The 13,180-nt window shown below is 50.2% G+C and carries 7 protein-coding genes; 2 read left to right on the forward strand and 5 right to left on the reverse strand.

Annotation, left to right across the window (positions count from 1 at the left end; all coding sequences use genetic code 11):
* Window positions 1-228: 228 nt before the first annotated feature.
* Window positions 229-1,542: an acetyl ornithine aminotransferase family protein gene (locus J0895_RS20760; protein WP_242541468.1), complete on the reverse strand. Its 1,314-nt coding sequence runs from the start codon at window positions 1,540-1,542 to the stop codon at window positions 229-231.
* A 324-nt stretch (window positions 1,543-1,866) separates the two neighbouring features.
* Between J0895_RS20760 and J0895_RS20765 the strand changes: the two genes are divergently transcribed.
* Together J0895_RS20765 and J0895_RS20770 are read left to right on the forward strand one after the other, a co-directional pair.
* On the forward strand, window positions 1,867-5,976 hold the full coding sequence (locus J0895_RS20765; protein ID WP_207089902.1) for a PAS domain S-box protein: 4,110 nt from the start codon (window positions 1,867-1,869) through the stop codon (window positions 5,974-5,976).
* Window positions 5,977-6,245: 269 nt separating this feature from the next.
* Entirely contained in the window at window positions 6,246-9,320 is a 3,075-nt protein-coding gene (locus J0895_RS20770) for an ATP-binding protein (RefSeq protein WP_207089903.1), read from the forward strand.
* On the opposite strand, the gene J0895_RS20775 is transcribed toward J0895_RS20770, so the two are convergent.
* The 4 genes from J0895_RS20775 to J0895_RS20790 all read right to left on the reverse strand — a co-directional run bounded on the left by J0895_RS20775 (window position 9,303) and on the right by J0895_RS20790 (window position 13,111).
* Window positions 9,303-9,542: a hypothetical protein gene (locus tag J0895_RS20775; RefSeq protein ID WP_207089904.1), complete on the reverse strand. Its 240-nt coding sequence runs from the start codon at window positions 9,540-9,542 to the stop codon at window positions 9,303-9,305. The two genes, J0895_RS20770 and J0895_RS20775, sit on opposite strands and share 18 nt — an antisense overlap.
* A gap of 196 nt (window positions 9,543-9,738) precedes the next feature.
* Complete coding sequence (locus tag J0895_RS20780; RefSeq protein WP_207089905.1) at window positions 9,739-10,320, reverse strand: NADPH-dependent FMN reductase; 582 nt, start codon at window positions 10,318-10,320, stop codon at window positions 9,739-9,741.
* Between the two features lie 157 nt (window positions 10,321-10,477).
* Window positions 10,478-11,965: an aldehyde dehydrogenase family protein gene (locus tag J0895_RS20785; protein ID WP_207089906.1), complete on the reverse strand. Its 1,488-nt coding sequence runs from the start codon at window positions 11,963-11,965 to the stop codon at window positions 10,478-10,480.
* A gap of 33 nt (window positions 11,966-11,998) precedes the next feature.
* The gene (locus J0895_RS20790; protein WP_207089907.1) at window positions 11,999-13,111 is read right to left on the reverse strand and encodes a saccharopine dehydrogenase family protein; all 1,113 of its coding nucleotides are present in this window, start codon (window positions 13,109-13,111) and stop codon (window positions 11,999-12,001) included.
* Between the last annotated feature and the right edge of the window lie 69 nt (window positions 13,112-13,180).

Here is a 13,180-nt window from a genome sequence, read left to right on the forward strand (position 1 = left end):
GAGATCGCCGCCTCGTAGATTCGGGCGTAGGGAACCCGGTGACTGTAGTCTAGCCAGAGTTGATGCCATAACGCTTGGGCAACTAATGCTTGTTTCATCGGAATATCTCCGGGAATTGTGAGAGAAACAGGAGAGGCGATCGGCCTAGGGAATCGGTACAGGAGTCGAGAGTGAGGACAAAAAACCGGGATTCTTGTCCCTTTGAACTCATGCAGAAACCCCAAGGCATTACAGGGGATTAAACAATTTGGCGAAACAGGCATCGAGAATCTCTAACGCCACCTGAATTTGTTCAGCATCAACCACCAAAGGCGGACAAAAGCGGATAGCGGATTTGCCACAGCCGATGAGTAACAGTCCATGATAGAATGCCTCATCGATCGCGCGATCGCGTAAGGACGGGTCCAAAGCACCAGATTCATCAAGTAAATCCACTGCCACCATTAACCCTTTCCCTCGCGGTTGTGAGAGGTGGGGATAGCGGTGGGCTAATTTTCTGAGCCCTGCCTGTAATAACTCACCCATGTCGGTGGCATTGGCGATCGCCCCTTGAGTGAGAATCTGTAACGTCGCATTCGCTGCGGCACAAGCAACCGGATTCCCGCCAAAGGTGGTGGCGTGAGAACCCGGGGGCCAAGTCATCAATTCTGGACGAGCGAGAATGGCCCCGAGGGGTAATCCACTGGCAATCCCTTTCGCCAGAGTAATGATATCCGGCATAACATTCCAATGTTCCACGGCGAACAACTTGCCCGTGCGACCCATGCCCGATTGTACTTCATCCACCACCATTAAACAGTGATGGCGACTGCAAATTTCCCGAATTCGGGCCAAGAATCCATCTTCTGGAACTAGATATCCCCCTTCCCCTTGAATCGGTTCGACGATGATCGCTGCGAGTTCCTCCGGGGGTAACACCGTCTTAAACAGTTGAAACTCCAGATAGTCTAAGCTGGCATGAGTGCCGTAGGGAATATGAGTGATTCCCGGTAATAATGGCCCAAATCCTTGACGTTGCACCGCTTTTGAACCCGTGAGGGACATAGCGCCGAAGGTGCGCCCGTGAAATGCCCCCAGAAAGGCCACAATTTGAGTCCTTCCCGTCGCATAGCGGGCTAATTTGAGCGCCCCTTCGTTGGATTCCGCCCCAGAATTGCTGAAAAAGACCTTGGCACCTTGGGGAAATGGGGCGAGTTTGGCCAACTGTTCCGCCAGTTCCACCATTGGTTCATAGTAAAAATCGGTCCCCGACATATGGAGCAACTGGGCCGCCTGAGCTTGAATCGCTTGCACCACTTGGGGATGAGCGTGTCCGGTGGCGGTGACGGCGATGCCTGCGGTAAAGTCGAGGAAGACGTTGCCATCTACGTCTTGGATTGAGCAACCCTCTCCTCGGGCGACAACTAAGGGGTATCCTCGGGTATAGGAGGGAGAAGTCACGGCGCGATCGCGCTGAACCAGTTCTTGGGCGCGGGGTCCCGGTAAGGGGGTGACCAGATGGGGCCTCCGAGGTAAAGATTGGCCCGTTAAAATTTCATCCATCGCCATTCCACTTTTCCGATTTACTAATGTCTACTCGACGCGATTCTAATGTAATTACAGTTGACCGGGTAGCCAATGGAGTTGACCTGGGAGCAATTTGAGGAGAAAATAGGAGCGAGTCATCATAAGTATATTTACGGTTTAACTCCAGATTAACTGGATTTTATCCCTTTTTTCCCCAAAAAATAAAGTCGAAATTCTAAAATGGTAGGAATAGAATGAAAAAGAGGCTGAGGTTAAATCGGAACAGATAAAATGGTTTCTTAAGGTTCTCCTGTTCGCACCTTGAAAGTGCCATCCCCAAGCTCCTGACTCCTCCAAACTATGATGAAAATAGGTCCATCCCTACTCCTGCGTCTATTTAGCAAACTGCGTCAGCTTTGCTATCCCCTCAATCAGCATTCAACGCCATTGCTACAATTCCTGCACCCATTGGGGATTGCCCTCCTCAGTGTCAGCCTCGCCACGGGGATTAAAATCGCCCTGGAACCCTTCATTTCAAGGGAAAGCCCCTTTTTGGTCTATTTTGCGGCGATTTTGGTCAGTGCTTGGTTTGGGGGTAAGAGAGCGGGACTGATGGCCACCCTATTCGCCGGATTAGCCAGCGGTTACTTATTTTTATCTCCCGTTTATTCCCTGATAGAAAGCACGTTGGGGCAAACATTCCGGTTGATGTTATTTCTAATTGAAGGAGCGGCAATGGCGATCGGCATTGGCTCATTGCAACAGGCAAAACAACAGTCTGTCCAGAGTGCCAGAACGGCTCAAAGACATCTCGAATCTTTTCTACAAAGCGAACAGCGCTTTCACTTGTTGGTGGATGGCATCGAAGATTATGGACTTTATATGCTCGCACCCGATGGGCGGGTAAATAGCTGGAATCCAGGGGCAAAACGTCTCAAAGGGTATGCAGCCGAGGAAATTATTGGCAAACATTTTTCTTGCTTTTATCCCCCAGAAGCAGTGGCTGAAGGTCAACCGGAACGAGACTTGAAACAGGCGGAAGAACAGGGACGGTTGGAACAAGAAGGAGAAAGACTGCGAAAGGACGGAACCCGCTTTTGGGTCCATGAAGTGATTACGCCTTTGTACGATAACCCGGGTAATCTTTACGGGTTCTCTAAAATTAGCCGGGATATCACCCAAAGCAAGCGGGCTAAGGCGGCACTCAAAGCAAGTGAACAACAGTTTAAAACCCTCGCTGAATCGACAGTAGAAGGGATTTTCTTTTATGAAGGCGATCGCATGATTGCCGTGAATCCCTCCCTGGAAAAGATATTTGGATATGACCCGGACGAACTGATAGAACAGCCCTTAACCTATATTTTTACAGAGGAGACGGTAGCGTTAATGTTAGCTGACGGCCAATGGACAGAGGAAGGGTCATCAGAGGCGGTTGGCATCAAAAAAGATGGGACAACGATCACCCTAGAAACGGTAATTCAACCGACCCTCTATTTGGGTCGCTCTGTGTGGATGGCATCAGTGCGGGACATCAGCGATCGCAAGCGGGCCGGAGCTGAACTCCAACAAACCTTGAAAGAATTATCCGATTTCCAATTGGCTTTAGATAAATCAGCAATTGTTGTCACCACTGATGCCAAAGGAACCATTCAATATGTTAACGATAAATTTATTCAAATTTCTCAATATTCCCGGAGTGAATTGCTGGGACAAAGCCATTATATGGTCAATTCCAGCTATCATCCTAAAGAATTTTTTATCAATCTTTGGGTGACTATTGCTCGGGGGGAAGTGTGGCGAGGAGAAATTAAGAATCGGGCTAAAGATGGGACTTTTTATTGGGTGGATACGGTAATTGTGCCGTTTTTAGATAGTCATGGAAAGCCCTTTCAATATTTAGCCATCCGCTACGATATTACCCAACGGAAACAGGCTGAGGAAGCCAGGGGCGACAGTGAAAAACGGTTCCGGGATATGGCAGATACGGCTCCAGTGCTGTTGTGGATAGCCGATCGCCAGGGGCAGTGGACCTTTTTAAATAAATGGGGCTTAAACTTCATTGGCGCATTACTGGAAGCGGACCCGGACCTCAACCATCGGGACCGGATCCATCCCGAGGATCAACTCCAGTGCATCTTGAGTTACCAACAAGCGGTAAAGGCAAGCCAACCCTTTACTCAGGAATACCGCCTGCAACGAGCCGATGGAGCCTATCGCTGGATGTTAGAAACAGGGGTTCCCCGGTTGAATGCCGAGGGCAATTTAGTGGGGTTCATTGGGTCAGCAATTGATATTACTCCCCTCAAACAGGCAGAAGCTGAACGGATTAAACTGTTACAACTGGAACAAACCGCCAGAAGTCAGGCAGAAGCCAGCGAGCAATATTATCGATTCCTGAGCGAAGCGATTCCGCAAATGGTCTGGACCGCCCTACCGGATGGGACCGTAGATTACCTGAGTGAGCGATGGAGTGATTACACCGGCTTGAGTGTGGCGGAATTGTTAGGCTGGGGATGGGAGCTCATCATGCATCCCGACGACTTGTCCGAATGTCGCGAACGCTGGACTGCTTGCGTGGAAAACGGAGAACCTTATGAAATTGAAGTAAGAATGCGCCGGGGTTGCGATGGCGCTTATCGCTGGCATCTGGGATTAGCGGTACCAATGCGCGATCATCAGGGGGAAATCGTCAAGTGGTTTGGGACTAATACGGACATTCACGAACGCAAGCAGGCACAACAAGAGCGAATGGAGTTGTTGGAACGGGAGAAGGCGGCCCGAATTTTGTCCGAACGGGCAACAACAATGGTGCATCGGTTACAAGCGATTATGGATGTGGCGATCGCCCCTTTATCTCTCCATGATCTACTCCAAGAATTGCTCGATCGCCTCACGGTGGTGTTAGAAGTAGATGCTGCCGTAATTTTATTGGTCAACGAGGACCAAACGGCCCTGATCGTGACCGCCACAAAAGGCTTAGATTTACAGCAACCCCTGTATCCCAATATCCCAATCCCGATGGGTCTGGGATTTTCGGGACAAATTGCCCAGACTCGGCAACCCATGAAGATTGAGTGCAATGCTCATGCTCAAGTGATTAGTCCGCTGTTCCGAGATAAAAAAATTGAGTCAATTATGGGCGCCCCGATGCTGTTACAAGACCGGGTGCTTGGGGTGCTCCATGTCAGTACCGAGTCGCCGCGAGAATTCATGGCAGAAGATGTCTATTTGCTGCAACTGGTCGCCGATCGCGTAGCACTTGCCATTGACCGCGCTAACCTCTATGAAGCCCAGCAGCAAGCCCGCGATCGTGCCGAAAAAGCCAACCGACTCAAGGATGAATTTTTGGCGATCGTCTCTCATGAATTGCGGACCCCCCTCAACTCCATTCTCGGCTGGGCGCAATTGCTCCGTGCGCGCACCCTCAAAGAAGAGACCCAACAAAAAGCCCTAGAAACCATCGAACGCAATGCCAAGCATCAGGTGAACCTGATTGATGATATCCTCGATGTCTCGCGGATTATGCAGGGGAAAATTCGCCTCACCCGAGTTCCCTTGTATCTGGAAACCCTGGTGGAACAAGCTATTGCCACCCTGACTCCGGCAGCGTTAGCTAAATCGATTGAAATCCACACCCTGTTCAACTCAACCGGACAGCCGATTTTAGGGGATAGTAGCCGCCTCCATCAAATTGTCTGGAATCTGCTCTCCAATGCCGTAAAGTTCACCCCCAATGGCGGACGGGTGACGGTGGCGATCGAGCAGGTAGGGAATCACTTAGAATTTCGGGTTCAGGATACGGGGATTGGAATCAGTTCTGAATTCCTGCCTCACGTCTTTGAGGGCTTCCGCCAAGCCAATAGTTCCTCCACCCGCAGCCACGGGGGTCTCGGTCTGGGCTTAACCATTGTGCGCTACCTCGTCGAACTGCATGGGGGTACAGTCCATGCCTTCAGTCAGGCTGAAGATGCTGGCTCAACCTTTACCGTGGCACTCCCCATCGGTGTCTCCCAAAACTCTCCCCTAGATCCCGATTCCATGACTTGGGATGAGAAAACCATCGGGCACTGTCCCTTGAACCTCGCCGGTTTAAAGGTGCTGGTTGTGGATGACGATCGCGATACCGGAGAGATGATTGCTCAAGTCCTAGCGGAATATGGGGTCAAGACGACGGTGGTTTTATCCGCTGCCGAAGCCTTAGCCGCCACCGAGCGATCGCGTCATGATATCTTGATTTGCGATATTGGAATGCCCGATGAAGACGGCTATGTTTTAATCCGTAAAATTCGCCAGCGCGAGGCGGGATACTGTAAGCCCATTGCGGCGATCGCCTTGACCGCTTTTGCTCGGGAAGAGGATCGCCAACAAGCCCTTTTAGCGGGATTTCATCTTCATGTTGCTAAACCTGTTGAACCGATGAAATTAGCAACTGCCCTCGCGGAAATTGCCAAACAAACGGGCTTAATCTAATCCCATAATTTCCGAGTCCCTCTTGATCCCTCTCTTGCATCTCTGAAATTCTGACCGTTTGAAGGCTAAAATTGAAATTAGGGAAGCAGAGTTCGTCGGAATGTGATTTTCTCACCCTCAAATTATCGCGATTTTCTCCAAATTAAAATCCATCCATCTCGTTGGGGTGCTGAGGCATAGTTAGGTTTGACCATAACCCATCAATTTAACCCTTATCAATTCCCAGAACGCTCCCTAAAAACAATCTGATTCTAATGAATTAAAGCCCTATGAACCAATTTAATTTTAATCCGGCCACTCTCAGCTCCCAGACGGAAGAACAAGGATTTAAAAATCCCCCCGAAACTAACAGTAACCAGGACCTAAAAATCCTATTAATTAGCGGTATATTTGGATTGCTCACCCTCTTAACCCTCGCGCTGTGGCCCGACCTGCTCGGGAATCTGTTGGCAAAGGACGGGTTTATCCCCCACGGACATTGTTATCTCTGGAAGCCCTCGTTAGTTTGGCTCCATGTGACCTCAGACTCCCTGATTGGCATCGCCTATGTTGCCATTTCTACCAGCCTTACCTATTTCGTTTATAAAGCGCGGCAAAATATCCCTTTCCATTGGATGTTTTTAGCCTTTGGTGCCTTTATCATCGCTTGTGGCATGACCCATTTTCTAGCCGTATGGACCTTATGGAATCCCACCTACTGGTTATCGGGTAATGTCAAATTAATCACGGCGATCGCCTCTGTCACCACGGCAATTTCTTTACCGCCGTTAATCCCCAAAGCCTTGAAATTATTGGACTCGGCTCAAGTTTCTGAAGAACGCCGCTTGAATCTGGAACGCGCGAACCAAGAACTCGAAGCCCTCTATGGTCAGATGAAGCAACTCAATGAAGTCAAAAGCCAATTTTTTGCCAATGTCAGTCACGAATTGCGAACTCCCTTGGCTTTGATTTTAGGTCCGACTCAGAAGTTGCTCGCCGATCACCCACTCTTGGAGGAACAACACCGGGACTTGCTCGTAATCGAACGCAATGCCCGAATGCTCCTCAAACAGGTTAATGATCTCCTGGATATCTCTAAGCTAGAAGCAGGCAAGATGGAACTGGCAGAAGTTCCCCTGGACTTGGCGAGTCTGATCAGCCAGGTAGCGGCAAACTTTGACGCCTTAGCGATCGAACGTGAGATTAACTTAACCGTGAGGACTCCCGAGTCCTTGGTGACCCAATTGGACCGCCAAAAAATTGAGCGGGTGGTTTTAAACTTACTCTCCAATGCGTTTAAGTTCACCCCCCAGGGAGGCCAAATTGACTGTTCCCTCTCTCTGGAAGTGAGGGAGGGGGAAAACAATCTGGTGACGATCGCCATCCAAGATAGTGGTCCAGGGGTTCCTCCTGAACGGCGCGAAACCATCTTTGAGCGGTTTAGCCAAATTGAAGGGGGGAGTACCCGTCGGTTTGGCGGGACGGGGTTGGGGTTGGCGATTGTTAAGGAATTTGTAGAACTTCATCAGGGGAGCATTACCGTCTCGGATGCACCCCTAGGCGGGGCGATGTTTACTGTACAGCTTCCTGTGGCGGTGGCCTCGGAGACGACGGAGACGATGGCGGAATCTTCCCTCTGGGAGGATTTGGCTGAATCGGCGATCGCTGAACCGACTTCAACCGTTGAGACAACTCCCCCGATTCTCCGTCCAAATGACTCTCGCCCCCTGGTTTTAATTGTGGAAGACAACCCAGAAATGAATCGCTTTGTCTGCGAAATCTTGGGACGGGACTATCAAATTGCTACCGCGTCTAACGGAGAACAAGGATTGGAACAGGCACTCACTTTGCATCCAGATTTAATCTTGAGTGATGTGATGATGCCCAAAATTGGCGGCGATCGCCTGGTGTCTTTATTACGCAGTAATCAGGATTTCGCCGATGTTTCAATTATCATGTTAACGGCAAAAGATGATGATGAGTTGCGGGTGCAGTTATTGCGCGAAGGGGTCCAAGATTATCTGATGAAACCCTTTTCTGTGGAAGAATTGCGGGGGCGTGTGGGCAATGCGATCGCCATTAAACGGGTGCGGGATTTGTTACAGCAGGAGTTAGCCTCTCAAAGCTCTGATATAGAAGTCCTCGCCTCAGAACTGACTTTCCATAAGCGAGAACTGCAAGCAGCGCTCATCCTCCAACAGCAACAGTCGGAAGAATTAATGAAGGCGAATCAAATCAAGGATGAGTTTTTATCGATTGTTTCCCATGAACTTCGCACGCCCCTCAATTCGATTCTGGGCTGGACCCAGTTGCTGCTCACCCGCAAGATGAATGAACCGACGAAGACAAAAGCATTAGAAACCATTGAGCGCAATGCCAAACAACAGGTTAATCTGATCAATGATATCCTGGATGTTTCCCGAATTATTCGGGGCAAAATTCGCTTACAACTGCGTCCGGTGAATTTAATTCCCCTTGTTGAAGCGGCCCTGGATACAATGCTTCCCACGGCTGAAGCGAAGGGAATTCAGATTGATTTCAACTTTGACCCGGCGATCGCCTTGATTTCGGGAGATAGCGATCGCTTGCAGCAAGTAGCCTGGAATTTGTTGTCTAATGCGGTGAAATTTACTCCAGCAGGGGGTAAGATTTCTGTGGCGATCGCCCAGACAGACTCCTATATTACCCTCCAGGTTCAGGATACCGGAATTGGCATTAATCCAGACTTTCTGCCCTATATTTTTGAGGGATTCCGCCAAGCGGATAGTTCTACGACTCGCGCCTATGGCGGATTAGGGTTAGGATTGACCATCGTCCGTCACTTAGTCGAACTCCACGGGGGCAAGGTCCAAGCGCTGAGTGAGGGTGAAGGCCAAGGGGCCACGTTGATTGTCCAGTTCCCGATTCTGCCAAAACTGCCACAAGAGCAGACAGTCGAGACTTCCTGTTCCAGGGAAGAGGGATTGTCGAGTCAACTGTGGGCCCTGGATGGGTTGCAGGTGTTGGTGGTGGATGACGACCCGGATACCGGGGAATTAATGCAAGCGATGCTGACAGATTATGGGGTGCGGGTTCGCGTGGTGACTTCGGTTTCCGAGGCGATCGCCCTGATGGACCAATTCAAATTTGATATCTTAGTTAGCGATATTGGAATGCCTGGAGAAGACGGATATCATTTAATTCAGCAAATCCGCCACCATGAAGCTGACAGCAACAGCCATATTCCTGCGATCGCCCTGACTGCTTTCGCCTCAGAGGAGGACCACGCCCAAGCGCTCCTGGCAGGCTTTCAAAAGCACCTTTCTAAACCTGTAGAACCCGCCCAATTAGCTAGGGTTTTAGCTCAGTTAGCCTCGACTCTGTGAAAGAGGAGGATGTAGGGGTTTGGTCTCCAAACCCTCTTGAGGCTTCCGGTCCCCGGACCTTGGCAAGGGGAGGGTTAGGGTGGGGTCATAGTGACGTGCGATCGCACTTGCGCGTAGAAAGAGGTTGGCACCCGCCTCCATACAGGCGCGATCGCATCCAGTGAGTGCGTGACGTGGCAAAGCCTCGTCAGGAGGACCCCACCCTAACCCTCCCCTTGCCAAGGTCCGGGGACCGTTCGTAAAAAACCTACTCTTGTAAGCCCGCCCCTTCTCCCAAAAAGGGAGAAGCCCTCACACTCAGTCCCTCTCCCACTCTGGGAGAGGGACTGAGTGTGAGGGCGGCGAGCATTGGGATGCTCCCTCAAAATAGGATTCAGGCTGATAGATGAATTGGAATTAATCCCACCCTTTTTTCAAATTAAGCGTTCAACTTGGCTAACATTTTTGCCACTTTTGCCCCGATATTTTCCACGGCTTCTTGCTGTTTGGAGTCTTTTAACGTCCCAGATTCAGTGAAGGCTTCAAACGCTTGGGGAATAGCTTTTTGATCCGGTAAAACAATCATACTAATATTCCCCAGCATTTCTCGGAGTGAAGCCAACCCCCGCAATCCCCCTAAAGCACCAGGAGAGGTACTCATAATTCCCACAACTTTGCCTGAAAAAGCAGCCAACATAGGTTCACCAGGAGCAGAACGGGATACCCAGTCAATCGCATTTTTAAGCAGAGGACTAATGGTACTATTATACTCCGGGGAGGCAATTAACAATCCTTGGTGAGCCAAGAATAATGATTTTAATTCCTGAGCATAGGGTGGCATTCCCTCTGCTGCTTCTAAGTCTTGGTCAAACAGGGGGATGGGAAAATTTCGCAGGTCAATATAAGTAACCTCTGCACCAGCTTTTCTAGCGCCATTGACCGCAATTTGGACCAGTTTTTTGTTAAAGGACGCTTCACGAGCGCTTCCAGCAAAGGCGAGAATTTTTTGGGGGGTAGACATCGTTAACTCCTGCGGTTTTTAGTTCAAAAACAGATGATTCAAAAGGGACTTAGCCCAGAAGTTATCATAGCCCATTTGTGGGTCAAATCGGGCTGGGATTGAATTGTCATCAGCCGATCGCACTCCGAGCCTCATCCCGGGGTAATCTCCACTAAAATCACTCGCGATTGTCGATTTGCGCCCGTTGTAAGCGTCCAGAAAAGTCTACATAAACAGTTTTCCATTCCGTAAACACATCCAGCGCTGCTGTCCCTGCCTCACGATGTCCGTTGCCAGTTTGTTTAACACCACCAAAGGGTAAATGCACCTCGGCACCAATGGTCGGACCATTAATATAAGTGATTCCGGCTTCAATATCGCGCATGGCTTGAAACGCCCGATTTACATCGCGAGTATAAACCGAGGAAGATAACCCATAGGAGGTATCATTGAGAATGGCGATCGCCTCCTCAAAAGAAGAAATTTCCATCAACGCCACCACCGGCCCAAAAATCTCTTCCTGTGCGACTCGCATATCCGGCATCACCCCATCCAGGATAGTTGGCTCAAAAAAGAATCCCCCAGTCAGCGTTCCAGCCGTTGTGCGATGGCCACCGATTAAAATCTTCGCCCCTTCTTGATGGGCAATTTCGATATACTCCTCAATCGTATTCAGTTGCGTGGCATTGACAATCGGCCCGATGTCAGTATTCGGGTCTGTTCCGGGTCCCAGACGAAGTTTCCGAGTGCGATCGAGCAGCATTTCGGTAAACTTATCCTTAATATCCCGATGCAGCAGGAGGCGACTGGTGGCGGTACACCGTTGCCCACTCGTGCCAAAAGCCCCCCAGACTGCGCCTTCCAGGGCTAATTCTAAATCCGCATCCTCCATCACCACCTGGGCATTTTTTCCCCCCATTTCCAAACAAACCCGCTTGTGCTGTTTGGCGCAGATAGCCGCTACTTCCGCGCCAGTTTGTGAGGACCCGGTTAATGAAATTAAATTGATATCGCGATGTTCTACCAAGGCTTTTCCCGCTTCTTCTCCCAACCCATGCACCAGGTTGACCACACCCGGGGGAAATCCGGCATCATGGAAAACCTGAAACAGGAAGTTAGTCACCGCAGGGGTGTCTTCGGACGGTTTTAGGACGATGGTATTCCCGCAAACTAAGGCAGGCATCGCTTTCCAACAGGGAATGGCAATGGGAAAATTCCAAGGGGTGATTAAACCGCAGACTCCGATGGGCATTCGCACGGTCATCGCAAATTTATTATCCATTTCCGAGGCGGTGGTTTGCCCAAACAGACGACGACCTTCTCCGGCATAATAAAAGGCGCAGTCAATGCCTTCTTGGACATCTCCATTGGCTTCAGTTAGGGGTTTTCCCATTTCCTGACTCATTAAGTAGGCCAGTTCTGCTTTGCGATCGCGCAATAATTCCCCGAAGCGGTATAAAAATTCGGCCCGTTCCGGTGCCGGAACTCGTCGCCAAGTGCGATAGGCCATGCGGGCGGCAGTCACGGCCATTTCTATATCAATCTCACGCGATCGCCCAAAGGTGGCAACCAGTTCGCGCCAATGCGCGGGATTGCGACTTTCCATCGTTTCCCCACAGGCGGGGGGTAACCAGTGACCATCAATATAATTCAGACAATTGTGCATGGTTAATCCGGGGTAATTATAGATAGGGACAGCTTACAACCAATGATGAGCAATCTCGATTCCCCGAGTTGTCATAATTGATTCAAACAACGAAGTAGGTAAGGCTTGTTCTACGGGCCATACGCCCGGTTTTGTGAGCTTTCCATTCAGCATCAGTTCGGCGATGGTTCCGGTGCCAATTCCCGTGGCAACAGCGGCGCTATGATGAACCACTGTACTGCAAACCGTGGCGGGTTGTCCCTCGGCATTCCTACCGTTGACTTGCGATCGCACCGCCACCCCAGTCCCGCTAAATTTGTCGGTGACTCCCGTCATCCGGTAGCTGACTTGAGATAAAAACTCCACCACGGCGGAATTTTTCAGGGCGGCGGAGGGCCATAAATTAGCCACCATCCAGGTTAAATGGTTGTACAAATCCGGGGAAGTGCCGAATTTGGTAATGGCGGTTTTGACGGGGAAGGAGTCAGGTAAGGTAAAGGCTTCTGGCATATCAAACCAGTAAACTCCGACCTTTCCGTAGGGTTCGGGAAATTCGATAGTTTCGCGATCGGTATAGGGTTTAACCTGTTGCCATTGACCATCAATCCAGACATAAAAGGGGTTTTGTAAGCCTAAAAATGTAGTTCGCATGACGGTGACTCCTGCACCCCCTGACCCGCCCACAACGTAGCTTAAATGAATGCGATCGGCTTCGTGAAGTTGTTCGACACCTTGGCGAACCATGCTATTAGAAATACCGGGAAAAATTCCAGTATTAATGACGGCGGTTATGCCCGCTTTTTCTGCGGATTCATGCAATGCCAGCGCCCTGCGGGTGAATCCCCGGTTATCGCTGACATCGGTATAGCTGACGCCGCGATCGATGCAGAGTTGGAGGACTCGGGCATCGCGGTGATGGAAGGGTCCGGCACTATGAACGACGAGATCGCTGTCGGCGATCGCCTGTTCCAATCCAGGGCGATCGTCTAAATGTAGCGCGCGAAACTTCAGGCGATCGCCGAGGGTCTCCTCTACTGATACTGATTTTCTCGATGCCTTGTCCCGTCCCGTTACTGTAATTTCTGCATCGGTATGGGCGAGCAAATCCTCAGCAATGCTGCTGCCGATGCGTCCCCGTCCGCCAATAATCAAAACTCGTTGGCTCATGTCTTTAATCCGTAACAATACCTTCATTGCAGCATTTTTCTCTAAATCTGGCATCTATACGAAGAAAGA

Source organism: Phormidium pseudopriestleyi FRX01 (assembly GCF_017313335.1).
Lineage (GTDB): Bacteria > Cyanobacteriota > Cyanobacteriia > Cyanobacteriales > Laspinemataceae > Laspinema > Laspinema pseudopriestleyi.

Bases quoted from the DNA above. Each gene is read 5' to 3' on its own strand.
- J0895_RS20760 (WP_242541468.1), bottom strand. From the start codon at position 1,542: ATGGATGAAATTTTAACGGGCCAATCTTTACCTCGGAGGCCCCATCTG.
- J0895_RS20765 (WP_207089902.1), top strand. From the start codon at position 1,867: ATGATGAAAATAGGTCCATCCCTACTCCTGCGTCTATTTAGCAAACTG.
- J0895_RS20770 (WP_207089903.1), top strand. From the start codon at position 6,246: ATGAACCAATTTAATTTTAATCCGGCCACTCTCAGCTCCCAGACGGAA.
- J0895_RS20780 (WP_207089905.1), bottom strand. From the start codon at position 10,320: ATGTCTACCCCCCAAAAAATTCTCGCCTTTGCTGGAAGCGCTCGTGAA.
- J0895_RS20785 (WP_207089906.1), bottom strand. From the start codon at position 11,965: ATGCACAATTGTCTGAATTATATTGATGGTCACTGGTTACCCCCCGCC.
- J0895_RS20790 (WP_207089907.1), bottom strand. From the start codon at position 13,111: ATGAGCCAACGAGTTTTGATTATTGGCGGACGGGGACGCATCGGCAGC.